This is a genomic window from Deinococcus sonorensis KR-87, from assembly GCF_040256395.1.
In the GTDB taxonomy this organism is placed as follows: Bacteria; Deinococcota; Deinococci; order Deinococcales; family Deinococcaceae; genus Deinococcus; species Deinococcus sonorensis.
The window spans coordinates 2,268,184-2,292,704 of sequence record NZ_CP158299.1 but is presented as its reverse complement, the minus strand read 5'-3'; the positions used below and the strand labels follow the sequence as shown (position 1 = coordinate 2,292,704).

General features: G+C 70.8%; 24 protein-coding genes. 11 read left to right on the top strand and 13 right to left on the bottom strand.

Annotated features, from left to right (window positions below; translation table 11 throughout):
- Positions 1 to 5: 5 nt before the first annotated feature.
- A complete protein-coding gene (locus ABOD76_RS16545; protein WP_350243063.1) occupies positions 6 to 1,208 on the bottom strand; it encodes a citrate synthase family protein in 1,203 nt (400 codons plus the stop codon).
- A gap of 67 nt (positions 1,209 to 1,275) precedes the next feature.
- On the opposite strand from ABOD76_RS16545, the gene ABOD76_RS16540 reads away from it, so the two are divergent.
- Entirely contained in the window at positions 1,276 to 2,568 is a 1,293-nt protein-coding gene (locus ABOD76_RS16540) for a pyruvate carboxyltransferase (protein WP_350243062.1), read from the top strand.
- Positions 2,569 to 2,615: 47 nt separating this feature from the next.
- On the opposite strand, the gene aspS is transcribed toward ABOD76_RS16540, so the two are convergent.
- Positions 2,616 to 3,932 (bottom strand): aspartate--tRNA(Asn) ligase, encoded by a 1,317-nt coding sequence (gene aspS, locus ABOD76_RS16535; protein ID WP_350243061.1) that lies wholly within the window; start codon positions 3,930 to 3,932, stop codon positions 2,616 to 2,618.
- A 201-nt stretch (positions 3,933 to 4,133) separates the two neighbouring features.
- On the opposite strand from aspS, the gene ABOD76_RS16530 reads away from it, so the two are divergent.
- The 3 genes from ABOD76_RS16530 to ABOD76_RS16520 are packed head-to-tail and all read left to right on the top strand — an operon-like array spanning position 4,134 to position 7,219.
- Positions 4,134 to 5,198 (top strand): 3'(2'),5'-bisphosphate nucleotidase CysQ family protein, encoded by a 1,065-nt coding sequence (locus ABOD76_RS16530; protein WP_350243060.1) that lies wholly within the window; start codon positions 4,134 to 4,136, stop codon positions 5,196 to 5,198.
- A 31-nt stretch (positions 5,199 to 5,229) separates the two neighbouring features.
- Positions 5,230 to 6,072: a DegV family protein gene (locus ABOD76_RS16525; RefSeq protein WP_350243059.1), complete on the top strand. Its 843-nt coding sequence runs from the start codon at positions 5,230 to 5,232 to the stop codon at positions 6,070 to 6,072.
- Positions 6,073 to 6,076: 4 nt separating this feature from the next.
- The gene (locus tag ABOD76_RS16520; RefSeq protein WP_350243058.1) at positions 6,077 to 7,219 is read left to right on the top strand and encodes a serine hydrolase; all 1,143 of its coding nucleotides are present in this window, start codon (positions 6,077 to 6,079) and stop codon (positions 7,217 to 7,219) included.
- A 5-nt stretch (positions 7,220 to 7,224) separates the two neighbouring features.
- Here ABOD76_RS16520 and ABOD76_RS16515 read toward each other — a convergent pair whose 3' ends face one another.
- Positions 7,225 to 7,851, bottom strand: coding sequence for a hypothetical protein (locus ABOD76_RS16515; protein ID WP_350243057.1), 627 nt, complete (start codon positions 7,849 to 7,851; stop codon positions 7,225 to 7,227).
- A 117-nt stretch (positions 7,852 to 7,968) separates the two neighbouring features.
- Here ABOD76_RS16515 and ABOD76_RS16510 point away from each other — a divergent pair, with 117 nt between their 5' ends.
- Positions 7,969 to 9,057 carry an N-acetylmuramoyl-L-alanine amidase family protein gene (locus ABOD76_RS16510; RefSeq protein ID WP_350243056.1) on the top strand — a complete coding sequence of 363 codons (1,089 nt, stop codon included), beginning with the start codon at positions 7,969 to 7,971 and terminating at the stop codon, positions 9,055 to 9,057.
- Positions 9,058 to 9,067: 10 nt separating this feature from the next.
- On the opposite strand, the gene ABOD76_RS16505 is transcribed toward ABOD76_RS16510, so the two are convergent.
- The 7 genes from ABOD76_RS16505 to ABOD76_RS16475 form a co-directional block, all read right to left on the bottom strand.
- On the bottom strand, positions 9,068 to 9,640 hold the full coding sequence (locus ABOD76_RS16505) for a cob(I)yrinic acid a,c-diamide adenosyltransferase (protein ID WP_350243055.1): 573 nt from the start codon (positions 9,638 to 9,640) through the stop codon (positions 9,068 to 9,070).
- 77 nt (positions 9,641 to 9,717) lie between these two features.
- Positions 9,718 to 11,232, bottom strand: a complete 1,515-nt coding sequence (gene malQ, locus ABOD76_RS16500; RefSeq protein ID WP_350243054.1) for a 4-alpha-glucanotransferase — start codon at positions 11,230 to 11,232, stop codon at positions 9,718 to 9,720.
- 174 nt (positions 11,233 to 11,406) lie between these two features.
- Entirely contained in the window at positions 11,407 to 12,297 is an 891-nt protein-coding gene (locus tag ABOD76_RS16495; RefSeq protein WP_350243053.1) for a D-2-hydroxyacid dehydrogenase, read from the bottom strand.
- Positions 12,298 to 12,369: 72 nt separating this feature from the next.
- Positions 12,370 to 12,933 carry a GNAT family N-acetyltransferase gene (locus tag ABOD76_RS16490; protein ID WP_350243052.1) on the bottom strand — a complete coding sequence of 188 codons (564 nt, stop codon included), beginning with the start codon at positions 12,931 to 12,933 and terminating at the stop codon, positions 12,370 to 12,372.
- Positions 12,934 to 12,967: 34 nt separating this feature from the next.
- Complete coding sequence (locus ABOD76_RS16485; RefSeq protein WP_350243051.1) at positions 12,968 to 14,521, bottom strand: Rqc2 family fibronectin-binding protein; 1,554 nt, start codon at positions 14,519 to 14,521, stop codon at positions 12,968 to 12,970.
- Between the two features lie 19 nt (positions 14,522 to 14,540).
- A complete protein-coding gene (locus tag ABOD76_RS16480) occupies positions 14,541 to 15,500 on the bottom strand; it encodes a DsbA family protein (protein WP_350243050.1) in 960 nt (319 codons plus the stop codon).
- Between the two features lie 26 nt (positions 15,501 to 15,526).
- A complete protein-coding gene (locus ABOD76_RS16475) occupies positions 15,527 to 15,856 on the bottom strand; it encodes a cyclic-di-AMP receptor (RefSeq protein ID WP_350243049.1) in 330 nt (109 codons plus the stop codon).
- 82 nt (positions 15,857 to 15,938) lie between these two features.
- Between ABOD76_RS16475 and ABOD76_RS16470 the strand changes: the two genes are divergently transcribed.
- Positions 15,939 to 16,985 (top strand): M42 family metallopeptidase, encoded by a 1,047-nt coding sequence (locus ABOD76_RS16470; protein ID WP_350243048.1) that lies wholly within the window; start codon positions 15,939 to 15,941, stop codon positions 16,983 to 16,985.
- Between the two features lie 60 nt (positions 16,986 to 17,045).
- On the opposite strand, the gene dusA is transcribed toward ABOD76_RS16470, so the two are convergent.
- On the bottom strand, positions 17,046 to 18,065 hold the full coding sequence (dusA, locus tag ABOD76_RS16465) for a tRNA dihydrouridine(20/20a) synthase DusA (protein WP_350243047.1): 1,020 nt from the start codon (positions 18,063 to 18,065) through the stop codon (positions 17,046 to 17,048).
- 116 nt (positions 18,066 to 18,181) lie between these two features.
- Between dusA and ABOD76_RS16460 the strand changes: the two genes are divergently transcribed.
- Genes ABOD76_RS16460 through ABOD76_RS16445 form a run of 4 tightly spaced genes read left to right on the top strand, consistent with a single transcriptional unit; the run spans position 18,182 to position 22,111 of the window.
- Positions 18,182 to 19,468 carry a S1C family serine protease gene (locus ABOD76_RS16460; RefSeq protein WP_350243046.1) on the top strand — a complete coding sequence of 429 codons (1,287 nt, stop codon included), beginning with the start codon at positions 18,182 to 18,184 and terminating at the stop codon, positions 19,466 to 19,468.
- Positions 19,469 to 19,497: 29 nt separating this feature from the next.
- On the top strand, positions 19,498 to 20,835 hold the full coding sequence (locus ABOD76_RS16455; protein ID WP_350243045.1) for a CCA tRNA nucleotidyltransferase: 1,338 nt from the start codon (positions 19,498 to 19,500) through the stop codon (positions 20,833 to 20,835).
- Positions 20,835 to 21,464, top strand: coding sequence for a hypothetical protein (locus tag ABOD76_RS16450; RefSeq protein WP_350243044.1), 630 nt, complete (start codon positions 20,835 to 20,837; stop codon positions 21,462 to 21,464). The genes ABOD76_RS16455 and ABOD76_RS16450 overlap by 1 nt, the downstream gene beginning before the upstream one ends.
- Before the next feature lie 35 nt (positions 21,465 to 21,499).
- Positions 21,500 to 22,111 carry a site-2 protease family protein gene (locus ABOD76_RS16445; protein ID WP_350243043.1) on the top strand — a complete coding sequence of 204 codons (612 nt, stop codon included), beginning with the start codon at positions 21,500 to 21,502 and terminating at the stop codon, positions 22,109 to 22,111.
- Between the two features lie 15 nt (positions 22,112 to 22,126).
- On the opposite strand, the gene ABOD76_RS16440 is transcribed toward ABOD76_RS16445, so the two are convergent.
- On the bottom strand, positions 22,127 to 22,771 hold the full coding sequence (locus ABOD76_RS16440) for a hypothetical protein (RefSeq protein ID WP_350243042.1): 645 nt from the start codon (positions 22,769 to 22,771) through the stop codon (positions 22,127 to 22,129).
- A 2-nt stretch (positions 22,772 to 22,773) separates the two neighbouring features.
- Positions 22,774 to 23,340 carry a hypothetical protein gene (locus tag ABOD76_RS16435; RefSeq protein WP_350243041.1) on the bottom strand — a complete coding sequence of 189 codons (567 nt, stop codon included), beginning with the start codon at positions 23,338 to 23,340 and terminating at the stop codon, positions 22,774 to 22,776.
- Positions 23,341 to 23,477: 137 nt separating this feature from the next.
- Between ABOD76_RS16435 and ABOD76_RS16430 the strand changes: the two genes are divergently transcribed.
- Complete coding sequence (locus ABOD76_RS16430; protein ID WP_350243040.1) at positions 23,478 to 24,521, top strand: LLM class flavin-dependent oxidoreductase; 1,044 nt, start codon at positions 23,478 to 23,480, stop codon at positions 24,519 to 24,521.

Sequence of the window (24,521 nt, the reverse complement as noted above, 5' to 3'; positions counted from 1 at the left end):
GGCCGTCAGGGCCCGACGTACCGCGCGCGGGGCCGAATGAACTGGCCGCTTTGCACCGTCTCCAGCGCGTGCGCCAGCCAGCCGACCGTGCGGCCCAGCACGAACAGCGCCAGCGTCTGGTCCTCGCTGAGGTTCAGGGCCAGCCCCAGCGCGGCCAGCCCCAGGTCGAGGTTGGGGCGTTCGTTCAGCTCAGCGTAGGCGGTGGCTTCCAGCGCTCGGGCGGAGCGCTGCACCGCCCCCTCCGGCAGGGCCTCCAGCAGCAGCCGGGCCCGGGGGTCGCCGGCCGGGTACAGCCGGTGCCCGAAGCCGGCCGGATGTCCGGACAGCTGCAGGTGCCGGGTCAGGGCGGGCTGGGCCCCCAGGTCCAGGGTGCCGGTGAGCAGGGCGCGGGCCTGCAGGGTGGCCAGTCCATGTCGCGGCCCCTGAAACGCGCACAGGGCGGCCAGGGTCACGTGCGGCAGGCTGGCCCCACTGCTCGCCACGGTGCGGGCCGTGAATGCCGAGACGTTGAGTTCGTGCTCGGCCACGACCACCAGCGCCCGCCGCAGCAGGTCGGCATGCGGCCCGAGGTCCCAGGCGCGGGCCAGCCGCTGGTGCAGCGGCAGGTCCGGGGCCGGCGGGCGGCCCGCCAGCCGCTCCGTCACGGCGTAGAGCAGGTGAAGCGTGCGGGCCGCCCGCTGCGGGAGCGTCTGGACGCGCTGGTCCAGGGCGGTTGGTTCGCGGGCAGCGGCGCTCGCCAGCGCGTGAGCGAAGGCTTCCAGGAGCGTGCCGCCGTGCAGCAGCGGCAGCGGGGCCAGCCGGGCGCGAAGGGCGGGCTGCGTCCAGGCCTCAGGCTGCCCCGTCCAGAGCAGGCCCGCCATCTGCTCCACGGTGACTGAGGCCACCAGCCGCTCGATAGGCTGGCCCCGGTAGCTCAGCTGGCCGTCCTCGATGCGGCACAGGGCGCTGGACAGCAGGGGCGTGCCCCACCCTTCGGCGGTCATGTCCAGGGCGGCCTGGGCGGTTCCGGCCGGATCGCGCCGCTCCTCGCGCCGGCGTTCCAGGCCTTCGATGTCGCTGCGCCGGTAGCGCCGTTCGCGGCTGCGCCCCTGCCCCGGCTCACTGCGCACCAGCCCTCGGCTCACGTAGGCATACAGGGTAGCGCGGCTCACCCCAAGCCGCTGGGCTGCCTCCTCGGCGGACAGGGTGGCGTCTGGATGATCGGTCATCCCTCACCCTAACATTGACGGATCAATCAAGATTGACCACATTGATTCACAGGTCTAGCGTTAGGGCATGACCCACCCGGAACCTAAATCGCCGGAGCTGTATCCGGACGCCTTTCCGCCCGACCGCTTCCCCCGCTTCGTCTGGACGAAACGCCCGGCCACCCTGCCGGTCACGGCCTGGACCACCGAGACCACCCACCGCGACGGGCAGCAGGGCGGCCTCCCGCTGACGACCGAGCAGGGCCTGCACATCTACGACCTGATGTGCCGCTTCACGGGCGAAAGCGGCAGCATCCGGCAGGCCGAGTTCTTCGTGTACCGCGCCCGCGATCGGGCCATGCTGGAGGGCGCCCTGGAGCGGTACCAGAGTGGCAGCCCCATCGAGCCCACCACCTGGATCCGGGCCACCCGCCAGGACGCCGCCCTGGTCGCACAGCTGGGCGTACGGGAAACCGGCATGCTCGCCTCGGCCAGCGATTACCACACCTTCTACAAATTCCAGCCGGGGGGCCGGGACGCGGCGGCCCGCACCTACCTGGACGCCGTGTCGGCGGTGCTGGACGCGGGCCTGCGTCCCCGCCTGCACCTGGAGGACGCCACCCGCGCCCCGCGTGAGTTCATCCTGCCGCTGATTGAGGAGGTACTGCGCCGCTGCGAGGCGCACAGCCTGCGACCCAAGTTCCGGGTGTGCGACACGCTGGGCCTGGGCCTGCCGCTGGAGGAGGTGGCGTGGCCGCGCAGCGTGCCGGGCATGATCCGCGAGCTGCGGGCGCTGGGGCTGCAGCCGGACGAGCTTGAGTTCCATCCGCACAACGACACGCACCTGGCGGTCTGGAACAGCCTCTCGGCCGTGATGGCGGGCTGCGCGGTCATCAACGGCACCCTGCTGGGCAAGGGGGAACGCAGCGGCAACGTGCCGCTGGAGGCGGTGCTGCTGCACCTGAGCGGCATGGAGGTGCTGACCGGCCAGCCGGACTTCACGGTCCTGAATGAGCTGGCGGCCCTGTACGCCGACCTGGGGGCGGGTGTGCCGGCCAGCTACCCGCTGTACGGTCGCGACGCGCACCGCACCCGGGCCGGCATCCACGCCGACGGGCTCAACAAGTTCTGGCCGATGTACGCCCCCTTCGACGTGCCGAAGCTGCTGGGCCGGCCGCTGGAAGTCTCGCTCACCCGCGACAGCGGGCTGGCCGGGCTGATCTTCCTGATCCGGCAGCACACCGGTGAGGAGCGGCCCAAGACTGACCCGGAGGTGCGGCGGCTGCACGCTGAGCTGCAGGCAGAGTTCGAGGCGGGCCGCCAGACGGCGGTGGAGTGGGAGGAGCTTCAGACCCGCCTGAAGGTGCAGGCTCCGGTGTGAAGTGAGGCGGGCGGCCCACGGTGGGCCGCCCGCCTCGTCTGTGCGCCTTACGGGGTCAGGCGGTGGCGGTCGCGCGGGAAGGCGCGGGCATAGCGCACGTTCTGGATGCCCAGCAGCTTGGCGGTCAGGCGCTCGGCCCCGATAGCAAATCCGCCGTGCGGCGGCATGCCGAACTTGAACACCTCGCTGTAGCCGGCCAGCGACTCGGGATTCAGCCGGTAGTCCCGGATGCTCTGCATCAGCATGTCGTACTCGTTGATGCGCTGCCCGCCGGAGGTGATCTCGATGCCGCGGAACAGCAGGTCATAGCCGCGGGTCACGTCGCCTTCCGGGTAGGCGTAGAAGGGCCGGGCGGCCTTGGGGTACTTGGTCACGAACACCCAGTCGCTGCCCTCGGTCTCGGCGTAGTGCTGGCTGAGCAGCCGCTCCGCCTCCGGGTCCAGGTCCTTGCCGCCCACCGTGTGGCCGAACTTCTCAGTCACCAGCGCGCGGGCTTCCAGCAGCGGAATGCGCGGAATGTGCGCCGGCACGTCGGGAATGGTGGCGCCCAGCAGCGCGAACTCGGCGGAGCAGCGCTCGCGCAGCCGGCCCATGATGCTGGCGAGCAGCCGGTTTTGCAGGTTCATCACGTCCTCTTCCGACTCGATGAAGCCCATCTCCACGTCCAGCGACAGGTATTCGTTGAGGTGACGGCTGGTGGCGTGCTCCTCGGCGCGGTACACCGGGGCCACCTCATACACGCGCTCGAACACGCCCACCATGATCTGCTTGTACAGCTGCGGGCTCTGGGCCAGGTACGCCTGCTCGCCGAAGTAGTCGAGCTTAAAGAGGTTCGCGCCGCCCTCGGCCCCCGCCGACACGATCTTGGGCGTGCTGATCTCGGTGAATCCCTCCGCGTCGAGGTGCTCGTGGAAGGCCCGCACGATCTGCGCCTGCACCCGCAGCGCCGCCCGCTCCTTCAGGCCGCGCACCGACACGTAGCGGTAGTCCAGCATCGTCTCGGGGTTGACGTTCCACTCCATCTTGGGAATCTCGACCGGGGCCGGCTCCCTGGCTGCCGACAGCACCCGGAAGTCCTCAATCTGCACTTCATACCCGCCCGGGGCCTTGGGGTGCGCCTTGACGGTCCCCACGATCTCGATGCTGCTCTCGGTGAGCGGCAGGCTCAGGCCGGACCCCACCGCCTGCGCGATGCCGGACACGTCGCGCAGCACGGCGAACTGCACGCCGCCCAGGTCGCGGCGGGCGTGCAGGAAGCCCTGCAGGCGCACCCGCTGGCCGTCGTGCTGGCCCAGGTCGCGGGTGAGGGTGCGGGGCAGGGTGGCCTGGGCCGGGGGGGCTTGCTGTTCGGACGGCGTGGTCATGGGGGCAGCTCCTTGGTGAGAAACGGGAACGCCCCCGCTCCGGGTGGGGGCGGGGGCGCGGTACACGGCATGGCGTCCCCTATCGGGAATCGTCATCATTGGCATTCAGCGAAGCCGCGTGCATGGGGCCGAGTGTACCGGCTGAGCGGGGCCGGGCGCAACACGGAAGCTAGACACGCCCAGCCGCTACACTGGGCGCCGATGACTTCTCTTCCCTATCAGCACGAGCGCGACGTGGCCGAACAGCTGGCCCGCGAGGCCGCCCAGATTCTGCTGCACTACCGCCGCACCGGCTTCGACGTGGAACTCAAGACCAGCGCCGAGGACCCGGTGACGGTGGCCGACCGGGAGGCCAGCGAACTGATCGTGGCCGGGCTGCGCGAGGCCTTCCCGGACGACGGCATCCTGAGCGAGGAACTGCTCGACACCGACGAGCGCCTGAGCCGCGAGCGCGTGTGGATCATTGACCCGATTGACGGCACCAAGGAGTACGTGGACGGCACCCCGGACTACTGCGTGTCCATCGGGCTGAGCGTGAACGGGCAGGCCATGCTGGGCGTGGTGCTGGCCCCCGAGAAGGATGAGCTGTTCAGCGGCATCGTGGGCCAGGGCGTGTGGAAGAACGGGCAGCCGAGCGGCTTCAGTGACCGCGCGCCCCAGGACAGCGTGATTGCCGTCTCGGACTCGGAGCACGAGCGTGAGCTGCACCGCTACCCGCTGCCGCACATGAAACCCAGCGGGAGCATCGCGCTGAAGCTGGCGCGCATCTCGGCCGGCGAGGCCGACGCCACCTTCACCATGAGCCCGCGCAGCGAGTGGGACATCGCGGCCGGGATGGCGCTGGTGGAGGCAGCTGGCGGGGTGTACAGCCGCCGCAACAGCGCCCCGATCGTGCTGAACAGCCCGCGCCCGGAGCTGCGCCGGGGCTTCATCGGCGGCCGGGCCGACACGGTGGCGTGGCTGAAGGACGAACTGGTGCGGCTGGACGTGCCGGAGCAGATCCACGGCGTGACCGAGCAGGACGACGTGTGGGTGCTGGTGCCGGACGAGGTGCGGGCCCTGGTGCAGCCGGGCAAGAATCTGCACCTGCGGCAGGCGGGCGGCTCGGAGCAGCCGGGCCGGCTGGTGGCCTGGGCGCTGGTGCAGCCGCAGCCGGGCCGGGCTCAGCTGCTGCGGCTGGAGGGCGAGGCGTTCCACCAGGACATCCTGCAGCGCGATCTGGTCCGCATCTACGGACCGCTTGAAGCGGCCTCGTCCGGCGGCTGACCCGCCGCCGACCCTGCTAGACTGGCCGCAGATGATCAACATTGTGACCGACTCCACCAGTGACCTGACGCTGGAGGAGCAACACCAGTACGGCATCGTGTCCGTGCCGCTGTACGTGCTGTTCGGCGGCCAGATGTACAAGGACGGCCTGGAGATCACGCCCGCCGACCTGTTCAAGGGCCTGCGCGAAGGCAAGAAGACGCCGTCCACCAGCCAGCCGAGCCCGGCCGAGTTTGCAGCGGCCTACGAGCAGGCGCTGCAGTCGGCCGACGAGGTGCTGAGCCTGCACATCAGCGGGCAGCTGTCCGGCACGGTGGGCAGCGCCCGGCTGGCGGCCCAGGACTTCGGCGGCCGGGTGACCGTCATGGACACCCATACGGTCGCAATGGGCCTGGGCATGCAGGCGATCCGCGCCCAGCAGCGCGCCGCCGAGGGCCGGCCCATGGCCGAGATCGTCTCGGAGCTGGAGCGGCTGCAGCGGCACGCGCACATCCGCTTTACGGTGGAGACGCTGGACTTCCTGCGGATGAACGGCCGCATCGGCGGGGCCGCCGCGCTGCTGGGCGGCTTGCTGAACATCAAGCCGATCCTCGCGGTGCAGGGCGGCCGGGTGGAGGCGGCGGGCCGGGTGCGTGGGGCCAAGAAGGCGCTCTCGGAGATCAGCCAGTATGCCCGCGACTACATCCGGCAGCACGGCCGCACCCGCATCAGTTTCATCTGCACCGACGGTGGCGAGACCACCCTGGAGGAACTGCGCGCCAGCCTGCAGGGCCAGGACTTCGAGGATTTCGGCAACCACAAGTTCGGTGCCGTGATCGCCACCCACGCCGGTCCGGGAACGTACGGGCTGGCGCTGGAGCCGGTGCAGGCCTGAGCCGGTGCGGCTGCTGCCTCCCCGCCTGCTGCGCCGCAAGGGGCGCTATGTGCTGCTGGCCGCCGCGCTGGCGCTCGGCTGGTCCCTGAGGCCACACCCGGCCAGTCCGCCCACGGACCAAGCCGCCGTACCTCCCGTCCGCTGTGCGGGCGCGCCGCCCACCGCCGCCGCCCCGGCAGCTCCCAGCCGGCTGTCCGGGCGGCTGGGCCTGTACGTGGCGGTCATCGACCCGCTGACGCTCAAACCGCTGCGCGCGGTGGCGCAGGCGCCGGATCAGGTGTTTCCGCTGGCCAGCAGCTACAAGCAGGCGGTGCTGTGGGCACTGCTGAAGCAGGTGGATGCCGGGCAGGTGAAACTCTCCGAACGCTTCGACGTGACGACCGCCAACCAGAGCCTGGGCAACTACCCGCACGACCACAGCGACGTGCGGACGCTGGCTGGTCGCATGATCCACAACTCGGACAACACCGCCACCGACATCCTGCACCGCCGCGCCGGGCTGGCCAGCGTGCAGGCGATTCCGGAGCGGCTGAACCTGTGCCACACCCGCCTGATCCTGCCCACCAAAACCTGGTGGACGGCGCAGGCGGGCCTGTCTCCCCGCTTCCCCGGCCCGGCCACCTTCGCCCGGCTGCGCGGCCCGGACCTGCTGCAGGCGGCCGAAAAGATGGATCAGGACGCCCAACAGCTGCGCTCCGACCGGCTGCAACTGCGACTGGACGATTACTTCGACCACCGCTACGCCCCCGAGACGGATCTGGGTACCCAGAACGTCAGCACGCCCTACGAGTTCGCCCAGCTGATCGCGCAGGAGTTCCTGCGGCCGGGCCTGAGTGCCCAGGGGGCGGCCCTGCAGCGCGAGGTGATGGCCACCGGCTTTGGCCGGTCGCGGCTGCGGGCGCCCATCCGCTACTTCGGCGGCAAGGGCGGCAATGGCTGGCGGCTGCTGACGTACACCGGCTACTTCGAGACCCCGACCGGCGAGCACGTGGTCTACACCTTCATGCAGCACGGCGCCGACCAGAGTTACACCATGCACAACACCGCCGCCGCCTTCGCCTGGATCAACGCGGCGGTGGCCGAGGTGTTGAAAGCCGGCGACGAGGGCCATCGCCCCGGGCCGGCAGTCCTCGCCAGCCGACGTTAGGGCTGCTACTTCAGGTACGGCCGGAACGGGGCGAGCGCCTGGGCGTCTGGCTTGACCGCCTTGCTCCCGCTGATCAGCAGCAGCCCGTCAGCGCGGGGGTTCTGGTAGCGCCCCCCTTTGAAGCTCAGCAGGTACGGCCCGCTGAGCAGCACCTGGGCGCCCCCCTGTCGCGCCACCACCCGGCTGGCCGAGAGGGTGGGCGTCTGCGCCCTGACGCCGCCCAGCGCCGTCAGGATCCCAGCCTTCAGGTCCAGCCGGACCTGCGCGGCGCTCAGCTGCCGGATCTCCCGGTCCGAATAGGTCAGGTGGCCGCTGGCCTCGATCAGGCCGCTGCGCTGGTCGTAGCTCAGCGTGTCGGCGCTGAGCGTGCCCCCCTCGCGGGTGTGCAGCGTCACGTGGCTGGCCGTCAGGTTCTGCCCGGACAGGTAGCTGATCTGTGCGGCGTCCAGCGTCAGGCCGGAGGCAGCGTCCACGGCGGTGCCGCCCTGCGGCAGCTCGGTGCGGCCGGTGCCGAGGTCCATCCGCTGCTCGCCGCGCGCGGTGATCTGAAAGCCCCCGAAGGTGGCGGCCTGCGCGGGCAGCAGGGTCAGGGAGGTGAGGGTCAGGAGGGCCAGCACTCGGCGCATACGCATGACCGTACCCTACAGGCTGCCAGCACAGCCGCGTGAGGACGCGGGTCAGGGGCCGGTCAGGTGCGCCCAGACGCGGTCTCATGGCATCCGGCGGTGTCCGGAGTACACTTCCGGCAGGTGAAACGTCTCTTTGTTCTCTTGCTGCTGCTGAGTGGGCTTGCCCAGGCGGCTCCCCGCGTCGGCACGCACGACGGCTATACCCGGCTGGTCTTTGACCTGCCCGCCGCCTCCAGCCTGTCCACCACCCGCAGCGGCAGCACCGTGACGGTGCAGCTGAGCGTGGCCCTGAAAGCGGAGCAGGGCACGCTCTCGGGCCCGGCCACCCGCTACGCCATCCAGGGCAAGGCCGTGAGCCTGACGCTCGCCACAGCGCAGCAGCCGGTGTCGGCCCAGATCTATCCGGCGGCCGCCGGTCAGCCAAACCGCCTGGTGATTGACCTGCCGGCCGCCTCCCGCGCCCCGGTCGCCACCCGCCCGCCGACCACCGCCACCGTCAAGCCGGCCAGCACCGCCCAGAAGCCGCGCCTGACGGTCGTGATCGATCCGGGGCACGGCGGGGTGGATTCGGGCATGGCCAGCACCTGGGTCACCGAGAAGCAGGTGACGCTGGACGTAGGCCTGCGGGTCCGCGCGTACCTGGAAGCCCACGGTGTGAAGGTCATCATGACCCGCGACCGCGACACCCAGCTGTCCAGAGACAAGCAGACCGACCTGGAGATGCGCTCGCGGCTGGCCAAGGCTGGCACCGTGAACGCCTACATCAGCATTCACGTCAATGCCGGCAACAGCGCCGCCCAGGGCATCGAGACGTACTACTTCGGCAGTTCGCTGGGGAGCAGCAACCGCTCGCTGGCCGTCTCGGAGAACGGCGGCGGCAACGTGGGCGAAACCCTGACCCGGCAGGCCAGCAGCACCGCCCAGAATCTGGTGGGCGACCTGCTGTCCCAGGCCAAGCTGGCGTTCAGCGCCAACCTGGCCCGCTCGGTCCAGAGCGCGCTGATCGGGAGCACCTCCGCCGTGAACCGCGGTGTCCACAGCGACGCCTTCTACGTGATCCGCAACCCGACCGTGCCGGCCATCCTGACTGAGATCGGGTTCGGCAGCAACCCGGCCGAGGGGGCCCGGCTGGCGCAGCCGGCCTACCGGGACCGGGTGGCGGTGGCCATCGCCCGGGGCATCCTCAGCTTCCTGAAGGCCGACGAGTAGCGCCGGCCGCTCAGCGGCGCTTCTTGACCTGCCACTCCTCCTCCGCGATGCCGGCGCGCAGGTTGACCGCGCGGGCCATGATGAACAGCAGGTCCGAGACGCGGTTCAGGTACACCTGGGCCTGCAGATTGACCGTCTCCTGCTCGGCCAGCCGGATCACGTCACGCTCGGCCCGCCGCGCCACGGCCCGCGCCACCTGCAGGCTGGCCGCCGCCGGCGTCCCGCCCGGGTGAATGAACTGCGTCAGCGGCGGCACGCCCTCCTGGTAGCGGTCGATCATCGCTTCCAGGTGCGCCACGTCCTGCTCGTCCAGCCGGGCGATGTTCTTGCTGTAGGGGCTCTCGCTGCGGGTGGCCAGATCGGCGCCCAGATCGAAGAGCGCATTCTGCAGGTACTCCAGATCGGTGTCCAGCTCCGGGTCCGGCCGGTGTGAGCGGGTGTTGTGCGCGCGCGCCAGCCCCAGCAGGCTGTTGAGTTCGTCCACCGTGCCGTAGGCTTCCACCCGCACGTGGCCCTTGCTGACCCGGTCGCTTCCGTAGAGACCGGTCAGTCCGGCATCCCCTGTCCTGGTATAGAGCTTCATGGCTCCAGGGTAGTGGAAGCGGGGCGGGAATGGAGGATGGCTGTGCCTCCATTCCCGCCCCGGCACCCGCTTCTGGGTTACGGCTGGGCCAGCCGGCCGGTCTCGTCGGTGAGCTGGCGCAACTTCTCGGCCAGCGCGGGCGTCAGCTGGCCGTCGCGGTAGCGCCACGTCCAGTTCTGCGGCCCGGTGGTGCCGGGCAGGTTCATGCGGTCGGAGGACGGCAGGTTCAGCAGGTCCTGCAGCGGCACCACGCTCAGCTTGGCGCGGCTGCGGAAGGCCAGCTGGGTCAGCTCCCACGCGAAGGTCTGCTCGGTGGGGTTGCTGCTGGTGTACACCCGGTAGGTGTGGCGCTCCAGCTCCTCGGCATTGACCCACCAGCCGCGCGAGGTGTCGTTGTCGTGGGTGCCGGTGTAGACCACCTGGTTCTCGCGCAGGTTGCTGGGCAGGAAGGCGTTCACGCTGAAGTCGCCGCCCCCGAAGGCGAACTGCAGCACGGCCATGCCGGGAAAGTGGAAGTCGTCACGCAGCTTCTCCACGTCCGGCGTCACCACGCCCAGGTCCTCGGCGATGATGTCCACCTCGCCCAGCGCCTTCAGGACCGCGCTGAACATCTCGTGGCCGGGCGCCGGCACCCAGCGCCCGTGCACCGCCGTCTCGGCCGGGAACGGAATCTCCCAGTGGGCGGCAAAGCCGCGGAAGTGGTCGATGCGAATCACGTCGAACAGCTTGAGGCTGCCCTGGAAGCGCTCGGTCCACCAGCGGTAGCCGTCCTTGGCCATCACGTCCCAGCGGTACAGCGGGTTGCCCCACAACTGGCCGGTCTCGCTGAAGTAGTCGGGCGGCACGCCCGCCACCGCCACCGGCTGGCGCTGCTCGTCGAACAGGAACTGCTCCGGGTGGGCCCAGGCGTCGGAGCTGTCCATCGCCACGAAGATCGGAATGTCTCCGACCACCAGCACGCCCTTGCTGTGGGCGTACTCGCGCAGTTCGCGCCACTGCCGGAAGAACAGGAACTGCACGAACGCCACCCGCCGCAGGTCGCGCTCCAGCCGGCTGCGCGCCTCGTCCAGCACCGCCGGCTCGCGGTCGCGCAGCGGGGCGGGCCAGGCGTTCCAGGGCAGCCCACCCTGGGTGGCCTTGATGGCGGTGTACAGCGCGTAATCGTCGAGCCAGCCGGCCTCCTCGGCACTGAAGGCAGCCAGTTCATCCTTGAGCTGGGGGGCCACGCCGCGCTCGAAGTGCGCGAAGGCCCGGTCCAGCATCTGGTTGCGCCAGATGTACTGCAGCCCAAAATCCACCCGGTCCAGGTTGAAGGTCGGCACCGCGTCGAAGTCGGCCGCTTCAAGCAGACCCAGGTCCTTCAGGGCGTCCAGGCTGATCAGGTAGGGGTTGCCCGCGAAGGCACTGAACGACTGGTAAGGGCTGTCACCGTAGCCGGTGGGGCCCAGCGGCATCACCTGCCAGTAGCGCTGGCCGGCCTGCGCCAGCCAGTCCACGAACGCGAAGGCGGAGGTGCCCAGCTCACCGATGCCGTAGGGACCGGGCAGGCTGGTGGGATGCAGCAGAACGCCGCTGGAACGGGAGATACTCATGCTTGACTCCTTCTTCGGACCGGGACGGATGGCCGGCGGCCTCGCGCTGGCGGACCCGCAGGGCCCACGGGTTTGGAAGCACTTCCACTCAACTGCCCGTCACCGCGCCCGATCATGTCCGGGCATTCTAACGTGATGCGGGCGTCGTGCGGCGACCTGCACCGCATGACCCTCTCAGTACCCACGGCCGGTCGGCACCCGGCCCTCCGGGGCGCCGCCCTGCTGCATCTCCCGCAGGAAGGTCGTCGCGTAGTCAGCACCGCGCTGCGGTAGGTCGTCGGTGGTGCTGGCGATGTGCGGGGTGATGATCACCTGCTCCAGGCCCCACAGCGGATGGTCCTGCGGCAGCGGCTCTGGCTCGGTCACGTCCAGAGCCGCCCCGGCGACCTGCCCGGCCTGCACCGCCGAGAGCAGCGCGTCCGGGTCAATCAGCTCGCCGCGCCCCAGGTTCAGCACCCACGCGCCGGGCTTGAGCTGTTCCAACCGCTGCGCGTTCAGGATGTGGCGGGTGGCCGGGGTGCCGGGCAGCAGCAGCACCAGATCGTCGGCCTTCCCCAGCGCCGCGCGCACCTCTTCATCGCTGCTGCGGGAGGTCAGGCCGCTGACCCGCGCCCCGAACGGCTGCAGCATCCCCTCCAGCAGCCGCCCGATGTGGCCGTACCCCCAGATCACCACCTCACGGCCCCGCAGGGTGTGGAGTGACCCGCTTAGGCCCCAGTGGCCCTCGCGCTGGGCATCCCGGAAGCGGGACAGCCCGCGCCCGGCGCTCAGCAGCAGCGCGGCGGCGTGCTGGGCCACCGCGTCGTCGTGGAGCGTGTGGGCGTTGTAGAGGGCCACTCCTTCCGGCAGGTCCGGCAGCAGATGATCCACACCCGCCGTGAGCGTGAGCACCCACTTCAGGCCGCCCCGGGTCAGCAGGGTCCGGCGGGCCTCCCGGGGGAGCCCCCACAGCACCAGCCCGTCCGCGGGGCCGTCCGGCAGATGATCGGCAGAAACATAGGCCACCTCCAGGCCCGGCAGGTGCAGGGCACGGAACGGTGGCTGGTCAGGAAGCAACACGCGCATGAAGTCATTCTGCCGGGCCGGGCGGGGCGGGGCGGGCCATGCCGTCAGAAACGGTAAAGGGTGGGGTGAGGCTCAGTCCTGCGTCGCTGCCCCCACACCCGCCAACCAGTCCTCGCGCACCACTTCCATGTGGACGTCGGTGCGTTCGTCGTGGACGCTGCGGCCCACCTCCCGGAATCCGCAGGCCAGAAAAGCCCGCTGGGCCCGGCGGTTGTGCGCGAAGGTAGTCAGCCGCACCCGCGACAGCGGCGGCTCGCGCTGCACGAAGGCCCAGGCCAGCACCGCCATCACCGCCTCGCGGCCATAGCCGTGGCCCCACAGCTCACGCTCCCCGATCATCACGCCCAGGGTGGCGAAGCGGGCCGCCACCGGCGGCGAGGGGCGCAGGTCGTACAGTTCCACGCTGCCGATAAACCGCTCCGACTCGTCCAGGATGCCGAAGCCGTGCCGGTCGCCACTGCGTTCCTCGTCCAGCATCACGCGCCGGAACAGAAACTCCGGCAGCCGGATCGGCTGCGCCCCGTTCCAGTCGGCCAGCTCGCGGTCGCGGAAATACTGGTGCAGCCGCCGCCATTCGGCGGGGCTCAGCTGCACCAGGGGTTTGAGGGTCACGCGACCGGAGACGGGACGGCTCATGCAGAGGTCAGTCTAGCAGTGCGTGGGGAGCGGTTCAGGTCGGCTCCGGCAGCTGGGGGTCCACGTAGACCGTTTTCTGCTGGGTGTAATGCACCTGCCCGGCCGAGGCTCCACGCGGCCGCCAGACGTGCTTGATGCGCGTGTAGTCCACCGCCACGTTGCCGGACTGACGCGCCTTGCTGTGATAGGCGGCCAGCTGCGCCGCGAACAGCACATCCGGCGTCTGCAGTTCCCGGCCCCCGCTGCGCACCAGCACATGCGAGCCGGGGAACCCCTGCACGTGGAACCAGTGGTCCATGCTGCGCCCGACCCGGTGGGTCAGGGTGGCGTTCTCCTTGTTGTTGCGGCCCACCAGCACCTCGTAGCCGCCCGGCGAGGTGTAGCGCGCACCGTAGGGGCTGCGGTCCGGGCGCGCCTGCTCCAGCTGCGCCTGCAGCTGCTCCAGGCGCTCCAGCGGGGCATCCTCCAGGGCGGCCCGGTCCCGCTGCACCTCGGCCAGTTCTGCGCGCAGGCCCTCCTCGCGTTCGGCCAGCCGCAGGTACACCTCCTCGCGGCGGCGGGCGCGGGTGTAGCGCTTCTCGGCGTTCTGCACGGCGGTCAGCTGCGGCTCCAGGCTCAGCGGCACCTCTCCGCTGCCGTCGAAGGCCGGCAGCAGCACCGTGCTGGCTCCGGCCGGCACCTGATGCTGATAGGCCATCAGCAGGTCCGCTTCCTGACGCTCATGGGCCGCCGTTTCCAGGCCTTCCACGGCCCGGTCCACGTCGGCGGTCTGGTTGCGCAGCAGTGTCAGGCGGCGCTCCAGTGGCTCACGCAGCGTCTTGCGCAGCTGGGCGGCCTTCTCCTGGCGGCTGGACTCGCGGGCACCCTCGCTGACGGTGGCAGCGTCAGCGCTGGGGTCCTCTACCAGCGACTGCAGGGCCGCGTAGACCTGCGGCCAGCGTTCCTGCGGCGGCTCACTGCCCGGCAACCCGGCCCGGCGCACCAGTTCGGCGCCCAGCACCGTGCCCAGGCCGTCAATGCGTTCGCGCCAGCGGGACAGCGGCAGGGTCCGGAGCGCTTCGGCGTCCTGGGGGCTCATCGTGCGGGGGTCCAGCTTGTCGTACGGCGGTGGCGGCGTGTACTGGCCCCCGCTGCGGACCGTGCGGAAACGGTTGCGGCTGCCGGTGATCTCGCGCCCGGCGGCCACGATGCGCCCTTCCCAGCCGGTGGCATCGTCCAGCACCAGCAGGTTGCAGTTGCGTCCGGTCAACTCGAACAGCAGCCGCGCCGGGGGCACGTCCACGAAGCCCGACTCGCCGGACAGCCAAAACTGCGCGACCCGGTCGAGCTTGAGCTGCTCGGCCGAGGTTAGGTCGCCGCGCACGCGGGCCACCAGCAGCCGCTGGAACGGGTTGTGCGGCTCGCCGCGCAGGCGCTCACGGCTGAGGTAGACCACCGGCTGAGGCGGCCGGTAGCTGAATACCAGGTTGCCGTGCCCCTCCAGCAGCAGCGCCGCCGTGGTCTCGTCCGGAAACGCCCAGCCGAGCGTGCGGGCCGGCAGCAGCGGCTGCAGCTGCGCCAAGGCCGCCGCGAGTGTCAGGCCTTCCATGCGGTCTCCCCCACCCCCCTCACCGGGCCCGCACGAACTCGATCAGCTGCTGATAGCTGGCCGCGTCGTAGGGGTCCGGCACCGTGTAGCCGTTCACGAAGACCGTGGGGGTGCCGGACACCTCCAGCCGGTCTGCCTCGGCCAGCCCAGCGTCCACCTCCGCCCGACCGGCGCGGCTGGCCACACAGCGCTGGTACTGGTCCAGATTCAGCCCCACCTGGGCCGCCACAGCCCGGTAGGCGGCCACCGGACTGTCGGCACGCTGCCAGTCGTTGCGGCGAAACAGCGCATCCTTGAACGGCCAGAACTTGCCCTGCTGCTCCGCGCACACGCTGGCTTCGGCGGCCGAGCGGGCGTTGGGGTGCAGCCGTTCTAAAGGCAGGTGATGAAACTCGAAGCGCACGTCCGGACCGAGCTGCCGCAGCACGGCCGGCAGCGCCTCCAGCTCGGCCTTCTGGCAGAAGGGGCACTGGAAATCGCTGTAGAGCCGCACCACGATGGGTGCCGCAGCGCTGCCCAGGGTGCGGGCCACCGGAACCGGCGCAAAGCCGCTCTGCTGGTGCAGCGACACCCGGACCTGCAGGCCCGCTCCGCTGGACTGGAGCCGCAGGTCGTACGCGTCCGCCTGGGTGGTGAAGCCGGCCGGCAGCGCCGCCTTCACCGAGGGGCGGCCCAGGAAGTCGGTGAGCGCGGCGGTGTAGTCGCCGTCCAGCAGCACGTTGAGGTAGCGGGCGACCAGCGCCGGATCGGCGGAGGGCACGGTCAGGGTGGCCTGTTCCAGAAAGCGGCCCCGCGGGGTCAGCTGCACCCGGACGCCGCCGGGGCCGCTCAGCTGCGCGCCGGCCTGCTGGAACCCGTGAAAGGCCGGCTGCTGCAGCAGCCTGGCCACGGGCGCGCCCACCTGGGCGAAGACGGACACGCTGCTCAGGGCGGCCAGCGCCAGCACGGTCAAGGAGCGTCGGAGGGAGGCAGTCGGCATCGGCGCAGTCTAGCGCCCGCGCCGCGTTATACCCGCACGAACTCGTCCACACCCAGCACAAACATCACGGCGCCGCCTACCGGCACCTCCACCGGTTCGGCCACCAGGCCCTCGCCCTGCTCGCCCATCGGGACGCTGGGGGTTACCAGCCGGGTGCGGGAGCGGCAGGTCTGCGACACCAGGCGCTTGAGGGCGTCCATCCGTTCATTCTGGACGCCGATCATCAGGGTGGTGTTGCCCTCGCGCAGGAAGCCGCCGGTGGAGGCCAGCTTCGTGACCTCGAAGGCATTTTCGGACAGGGCACGCATCAGGGTCGCTGCGTCGGCATCCTGGATGACGGCGAGAACGAGTTTCATGAAAGGCAGTGTAGCAGGCCATCCGCGCCTGTCCGTCAGGGGGCCGCCTGCATCCTGCATGCAGACACGCTAGACTTCCCGGGTGAATCTTGACTTTCTGAAGGCCCTGCTGTCCCAGGCTGCTCCCAGCGGGTACGAAGCCCGCGCCGCCGCCGTCTGGCGCGCCGAAGCTGAGACCTTTGCCGACCGCGTGACGGAAGACCACTACGGCAACGTCTACGCGGAGATCAACGTCTCCGAGGACCGGCCGATCGCCCTGATGGGCCACCTCGACGAGATCGGGCTGATCGTGTCGTACATCAACGACAAGGGCTTCATCTCGGTGCTGCCGGTCGGTGGCTGGGACCCGCAGGTGCTGGTGGGCCAGCGTGTGCGGCTGCTGGCCGAGGACGGCGACATCCTGGGCGTGATCGGCAAAAAGGCCATCCACGTGATGGACGCCGAGGACCGCAGCAAGGCCAGCAAGCTCGAAGACCTGTGGATCGACACCGCCCTGGAGGTCGAGGAGGTCAAGCGGCGCGTGCCGGTCGGCACGGTCGGCGTGATCGAGCAGCCGCCCATCGAGCAGAACGGCCACATCATCAGCAAGGCGGTGGACAACCGCGCCGGGGCCTTCATCGTGCTGGAGGCGCTGCGGGCCATGAAGGCCGCCGGCGTCACGCGCCGGGTGGTGGCGGTGGCCACCAGCCAGGAGGAGATCGGCTGCTTCGGCGCGCAGGTCAGCGGCTACCACCTGAACCCGGTGGCGGGCGTGGTGGTGGACGTGACGCACGAGACCAGCCAGCCGGGCGTGGAGGAGAAGAAGTACGGCGTGGCCCCCTTCGGCAGCGGCGCCAACCTGTCGGTGGGCCCGATGCTCAACCCGGTGATCGTGCGGCAGATGAAGCAGGTGGCCGCCGAGCAGAGCATTCCCTACACCCTCTCGGCCAGCGGCCGCTACACCGGCACCGACAACGACACCCTGGCGCTGACGCGCGCGGGCGTGCCGGCCGCCGTGGTCAGCATTCCCAACCGCTACATGCACAGCCCCAGCGAGATGGTGCGCCTCAGCGACGTGCAGGCCTGCATCGACATCATCGCGGCGTGGGTGGGCAGTCTGAAGGGCGAGCAGGACTACACCCGCCGGTAAGGCAGCAACACATGGCCCCCGGATGCCCTTACGGGTCCGGGGGCCATGTGTTGCCTGTGCCTATCCGGCCAGCACCGCTGCTTCCGGGCGGGCATCCAGCACCGCGTCCGGCACGCCGCTCAGCGCCGCCTCGATCACGTCCAGACCAGCGCCCGGCAGGTGCGCCCGCTCCGAGAGGGTGCGCTTCCAGTGGCGCGCCCCCGGCTGCCCCGCGAACAGGCCCAGCGTGTGGCGCATCAGGCGGCTGAGGTACACGTCCTGGGCCAGCATCCGCTCCACGTACGGCAGGTAGCGCTCCATCACCTCGCGGCGGGTGGGCACCGGGGCCACGTCCCCGAAGAGGTCGGCATCCACGCGGGCCAGCACGTAGGGGTTCTGATACGCTTCCCGGCCCACCATCACGCCGTCCGCCCAGCCGAGGTGGGCCTGGGCGGCCTCCAGAGAGGTGATGCCCCCGTTGAGCACGAAGGTCAGGTGCGGGAAGTCCTGCTTCAGCTGCCGCACCACCTCGTAGCGCAGCGGCGGGATCTCCCGGTTCTGCTTGGGCGAGAGGCCGCTCAGCCAGGCCTTGCGGGCGTGCACGATGAAGGTCTGGCAGCCGGCCGCCGCCACCGTACTCACGAAGTGGGTCAGGTGCTCGTAGCTGTCGAGGTCGTCGATGCCGATGCGGTGCTTGACCGTGACCGGCAGCCGGGTGGCCGCGCGCATGGCCGCCACGCCCTCCGCCACCAGTTCGGGCCGCGCCATCAGGCAGGCCCCGAACATGCCGTTCTGAACCCGGTCACTCGGGCAGCCCACGTTCAGGTTGATCTCGTGGTAGCCCCACTGCTCGCCCAGGCGGGCCGCCTCCGCCAGGGCGGCGGGGTCCGAGCCGCCCAGTTGCAGCGCCACCGGCCCCTCCTCGGGGCTGAAGTCCAGGTGGCGGGCGCGGTCGCCGTGCAGCAGTGCCCCGGTGGTGATCATCTCGGTGTACAGCAGGGCATGGCGGCTGTGCTGACGGTGGAACATCCGGCAGTGCCGGTCGGTCCAGTCGAGCATCGGGGCCACCGAGAAGCGGTGGGAGGCGGGAGCAGCGTTCATCAATCGACCAGTGTAAACGCTGGACCAAGCCGGCTTGGTGACGCCCCTTTCCCTGACTAAATCCGTGCTCATCCAGACTCAGGGGCGCTGGAGGGTTCGGCTGGTTTAATGGCGGCATGAACAAGAACACCATCCTGGTCACGGTCGCTGCGTTGGTGGGCCTGGGACTCGGCGCCACCGTCATGCGCGACCAGGTGCCGGTTTCACTGGCGCAACAGACGGGCAGCACGGCCAAAAGCACGGCGGCCGCGGCGGCCAGCGCTGTGCAGAAGGAAGCCGGCGCCCGGCTGCAGAACGAGACCAACACCATCGACATCGTCAAGCGCTACGAGCCGGGGCTGGTCTACATCAGCACCGAGCAGACGGTCCAGGCGGACCCCTATGCCCAGATGATGTTCGGGCAGGGCGGCGCGCAGGTGCAGGAGGGCGTGGGCTCCGGGTTCTTCGTGAATGCCGCGGGCGACATCCTGACCAACTACCACGTGGTGCAGGACGCCGACAAGATCACCATCCGGGTCCAGAACCAGACCAAGACCTACGCCGCCACCGTGATCGGCCGCGCCCCGCAGTACGACCTCGCGCTGATCCGCAGCAGCACGCTGCCCAAGAACCTGATCCGGCCGATTCCGCTGGGCGACTCCAGCGCCCTGGCGGTGGGCCAGAAGGCCATCGCAATGGGCGCGCCGTTCGGCTTTGACTTCAGCGTCACCGAAGGCATCGTCTCCAGCACGCAGCGGCGCATCCCGATCGGGTTCAGCACCAACGGCCAGGGCATCAACCAGAACGCCATCCAGACCGACGCGGCCATCAACCCCGGCAACAGCGGCGGCCCACTGCTGAACAGCGCGGGACAGGTGATCGGCATCAACACCCAGATCATCAGCCCCAGCGGCTCGCAGAGCGGCACCGGCCAGAGCGCGGGCGTGGGCTTCGCCATTCCCATCAACGCCGCCAAGACCCTGCTGCCCCGGCTGCAGGCAGCCAAAGGTGGCGTGGTGACGGCCCCGGTGCTGGGCATCACGGCCGGCCTGATCGGCTTCCAGAACGGCGCGGGCGGCACCCAGCAGATCGCGGTGGGCCTGGGCGAGCTGCGCGACGAGGCCAAGCAGCAGTACAAGCTGCCGAACTCCGGTCTGGTGATCGCCACGGTGCTGCCGAACACGCCGGCCTCGCGCGCCGGGCTGAAGGGCGGGACCAGCACGCAGCAGTTCCAGGGCGGCCAGATCTCCCTGGGCGGCGACGTGATCACCAAGGTGAACGGGCAGCCGATCGACACGCTGGAAGACCTGCAGTCGTACCTGATCGACAAGCGCCAGGGCGACACCATCACCCTGACGGTGGTGCGCGGCGGCAAGAGCCGGAACGTCAAGGTGACGCTGGACGCCTCCGCCTTCAGCAATTAAGGCGCAGGCTGCGTGAGACAATGCCGGGCGTGACCGCGCCGCCCACCCTCCGGACCCTGCTGCCGCTCCAGCCTCCGCCCCACGGTGGAGGCTGGCCGGTGCTGTCTGCCGCCGCGCTGCCGCAGGTGCCGCCGACCTGGAGCCCGGATCAGGCGCGCGCCGTGGCGCGAGACGCTGGCGCACCAGGAGTGGCGGTGGTGGAGCAGGGCACCCTGCTGGGCGTGCTGAATTGGGCCGACCTGAAGCCCCCCAGTCACCCCGTGGACGCCCGGCAGCTGTACGCGGCCCTGCCGGCCCCGGCCCGTGGGCTGCTGGAGCAGCTGGCGGTGCTCGCGGGTCCACGGGCCCAGGTGGCGCTGGTGGGCGGCGCGGTGCGTGATCTGCTGCTGCAGGCGGCCAGCGAGACGCCGGACCTAGACATCGTGGTGAGCGGCGTGGAGGTGGAGCTGCTGTTGGAGCGGCTGGGACTGCCCCGGCTGTGGCACCCGGCCTACCGCAACGCCACCCTCACGCTGCCGGGCGGTCTGGTGGCCGACGTGGTGAGCGCGCGAATGGAACAGTACCCGCAGCCGGGCGCGTCGCCGCTTCCCTTCCCCGGCACCCTGATGCAGGACCTGCAGCGCCGCGACTTCAGCGTGAATGCGCTGGCGCTGCTGATCGGCCCGGATGGACAGCCGGTGGGCCTGCGCTGTCCGGAAGGCGCGCTGGACGATCTGGCGGCCCGTACCCTGCGGCCCCTGCATGACCACAGCTTTCGGGACGACGCCTCGCGCCTGATCCGGGCCGCCCGGCTGGCCGCCCGGCTGGACCTGCGGGCCCACCCCGCGCTGCTGGCCCAGGTGCCGGACGCCCTGCGCGAGGCGCCGCACACACCGAGACTGTGGGCCGAGCTGCGCCTGCTGCTGGATGAACCGGCGCCGGGCCGGGCCGCCTGGCGCCTGCAGACGTGGGGCGCGGGCACCCTGCTGCCCGAAGGCGCCGCCGAGGTGCTGGAGCGCCTGGACGCCCGGCAACCCGCCCCTGGCGCGACGCTGGCGGCCGCCGCGCTCTACAGCCGCACCCCGGACGCCCCGGCCCTGGCCCGGCAGCTGGGCCTGGGCGAGCGGGCGCTGGACCTGCTGGCCCGGGCACGCAGCGACCGGCCGTACCCGCCCGGCACGCCGGAGGCCACCCTGCGGGAGGTGCTGGGCCTCGCTCCCCCCTATCCGCCGCTGCAGGGCCGCGACCTGCTGAGCCTGGGTCTCCCGCCCGGGCCGCAGGTCGGCGAGGTGCTGGCCCACCTGAGCCGGCTGCGGGCCCAGCACCGGCTGCACTCCCGCGACGACGAGGTGGCGGCTGTGCAGGCCTATCTTGCGGAGCGCGGCTGATGTTCGGCCCGATCAGCCAAATTGCCCGGGACCCGCTGGTGCTGGTGCTGCTGGTGCTGGCGGTGCTGGGCGGGCTGGTGCTGCACAACGTGGCGCAGGCACAGCTGGCCCGGCGTCTGGGCGACCCGTCCGGGCAGCGGGCGGGCTTCGGCACGCCGGAACCGCCGGTGCATTTCAGTCTGTGGGGGCTGCTCGGCTATCTGCTGCTGGGGCTGGCGCTGCCACGCCCGGTGCCGCTGGCACTGCGCGGCCGGCGGGCCGGCTGGGTGCTGCTGTCCGGGCCGCTGCTGCTGCTGCTGAGCGCGCTGGTGCTGCTGGTGCTACAACGCGCCCAGCAGGTGTGGCTCTCCACCTTCGACCCGCTGGGACACGCGCTGCAGATGGCGGCGCTGGGCCTGACCCAGCACGCGCTGTTCTTTGTGCTGCCGCTGCCGGGCCTGGACGTGGGCCGCGCCCTGGAACAGGCCGCTCCACGCCCGGCGCAGCGCCTGATGGCCCAGCTCAAGGGGGCGGGCGTGCCGGTCACCTACATCGTGTGGCTGCTGCTGGCGCTGTCGGGCGGGCTGGGCTGGGTGACCGCTCCGGTCTGGCGCGGGCTGGGCACCGTGATCGCGTGGCTGCCGCTGTGAACGCCCCTCATCTGGCCAGCCCCTAGAATGGCCGGGTGCTGATCGGTCTCCTGCAAACCAACCCCGTCGCCTTTGTCATCACTGCACTGGCCCTGGTTCTGTCGCTCGCCGCCCACGAGTTCGCCCATGCCTACACCGCCGACCGGCTGGGCGACTCGACGCCTCGGCGCTTCGGGCGGGTCACGCTCAATCCGCTGGCCCATCTGGACCCCTTCGGAACGCTGCTGCTGCTGTTCGCCGGCTTCGGCTTCGCCAAGCCGGTGCCGGTCAACCCCACCACTCTGGGTCGCTGGGGCACCTTCTGGGTGTCGGCCGCCGGGCCCCTCTCCAATCTGGCCATCGCCATTGTGGCTGGACTGCTGCTACGCATCTTTCAGGACGGACAGCTGGCCGTGCAGGTGCTGATTGCGGTGCTGGAAATCAACGTGGTGCTGGCGGTGTTCAACCTGATTCCCATTCCGCTGCTGGACGGGAGCCGCATGCTGGCCGCCCTGTTCCCGCGCACCCTGGGCCGCTCCTTGATGCAGTTCGAGATGATGCCGTACAGCTTCATCGTGGTGATGGTGTTTATCTACCTGGCCCGGCCGCTGATCAGCCAGATCATCAATGTGGTGGGCGGCTGGGTGTTGCGGCTCGTCGGCTTCTGAGCACGAGCCGGCTGCTCAGGCGCTGTCCAGCTGCGTGAAGCAGACCTCCCCCACCTCGTCCAGCTCCAGGGCGCTGTGATCGGTCAGGCTGGTCCAGACCTCCCCCCCGTTCAGCTCGGCAGCCCGGTTCATCAGCGGCCGGTCGGCGGCGGGGTGCAGCGTGGCCCACAGCATGGCCGCGCCGCTGTGGAGCAGCAGCGCCCCCACCGGCTCTCCCCCCGCGTAGGCCATCAGCAGCAGCGGGTCCGGAACGTTCGGAAGGGCCGCCTGCAGGCTGCGGGTCAGGGCGCCGCTCCATTCCGGCAGCCCGGACGCCTCGGCCAGCACCGTGCTGAAGCGGGCCAGCTGAAGGGGCGACACCTGCTCTACCGCCAGCACCTCCGGCTGCGGGTGCGGCCGATAGCGTCCAACCCGCAGCGTCTCCACCACCTCCAGCCCCGGCAGCGGTTCCAGGCTGGCCACCAGCGGCGGCGCGTCCTGGCCGAGGTACCACGCCCGGAGCAGCGGCAGCAGGGCCTGGTCCCCGTCCCTCAGGTAACTGGCGTTGACGCCCAGGAGCGGGGACCCCGGGGTGTGTAAGGTGGGCACGCCCCGCACCTCGCGCTGCACGGTGCTGAGCGGCCGGTAGTAGGCCAGCAGCCGCTCCAGCGCGTCCGGCACGGTCAGCGTCCGACGGTGAGCGTCACGTTGACGGTACGGCCCGCCGGCGCCACCTTCACGGTGCGGCCCACCTCCACCAGCAGACCGTTCCAGCCGCGCCCCAGCGTGGCGGAAAAGCCGCGCGCCGCATTCACGCGGGCATCGGTGCTGGCCCAGCTGAGCACCAGGGTGGCGCGGCCCACCACCGGCACCGCTTCCTGCAGCCCCTCGCCGCTGTCGTAGCGGCCGTTTCCGTTGCGGTCGGCGTACACGTACAGCCGCAGATCGGCGATGCTCGCCTCACCGCTGACCGTGATCGGCTCCAGCACGCCGGGCCAGGCGATGGCGTCGGGGCGGAGGCTCGAGAGGTACCGTCCGGGCGGGGCCACGTCCGGCAGGTCCAGGCTGAAGCGGCCGTCCTGCACCGGCACGCTCACCACCTCAGCGCCCGGCTGACCGGCAGGGTCCAGCACAAAACCGGCCACCCGCGCCTGGGGAGGCGGAGAGCCGGTCACCGTCCCGCTGACCGACAGGGCGGCAGCTCCGCTGGTCGTGGCGGCCAGCAGCAGGGCCAGGAGGGGCCTGTTCATGGTGGGAGTATAGGCGGCCCAGCTGACGGCGTCTTGATCGTCCATCAGGGGGGGAGGGGGTATTCACATTGCCTCCTCACCGGTCCCGGCAACCGGCGTCACGTTCTGGCGGCGCGGCCGGGCGTTTACTGACCGGCATGACGCTTCCTCTCTCGGTGCTGGACCTGTCTCCGGTGCCTTCCGGCAGCAGCGGGGCCCAGGCGCTGCAGCGCACCCTGGATCTTGCCCGTTTCACCGACCGGCTGGGCTACACCCGCTACTGGATGGCCGAGCATCACAACATGGCTTCCGTGGTGAGCAGCGCGCCGGAGGTGCTGCTGGGCGCGCTGGCCACCCAGACCCGCCGCATCCGCATCGGGTCCGGCGGCATCATGCTGCCGAACCACTCGCCGCTGAAGGTGGCCGAAACCTTCCGCACCCTGGCGGGGCTGGCCCCCGGCCGGGTGGACCTGGGACTGGGCCGCGCGCCCGGCACCGATCAGGTCACCGCCCTGGCGCTGCGCCGCAACCAGGAGGCGGTCTACGCCGACGACTTCCCGCAGCAGCTCGCCTACCTGCGCGCCTTCTCGGGCGAAGGGGAGTTTCCGGACGGTCACCCCTTCGCGCGGGTGCAGGCCAGCCCGGTGGATGTGCCGCTGCCGCCGCTGTACCTGCTGAGCAGCAGCGGCTACAGCGCCCGGCTGGCCGCCCAGCTGGGGCTGGGCTTCGCGTTTGCCCATCATTTCAGCCCGGCCGCCGCCGCCGAGTCCATGCAGATGTACCGCGACGAGTTCCAGCCCTCGGAGGCGTTCCCGGAGCCGCACGCCATCTTGACCGTGGCCGCAGCCGTGGCCGACACCGACGAGGAAGCGGACCACCTGGCCCGCACCCTGGACCTGATGACCCTGAACATCCGGTCCGGCCGCCGCTCGCCGCTGCCCAGCCCGGAGGAGGCGCTGGCCTACCCGTACAGCCCGGCGGAACTGGCCTTCGTGCAGGCGAACCGCAGAAACCAGTTCATCGGCACGCCGGACGTGGTGAGGGAGCGGCTGCTGGCCCTGGCCACCGACCTGCAGGCCGACGAGCTGATGATCACCACCAACCTGCACAGCCACGAGGCGCGCAAGCATTCGTATGCGCTGCTGGCCCGGGCCTTCGGGCTACAGGAGCAGGCGACCGCCGAACTGGTGAGTGGGCGATAA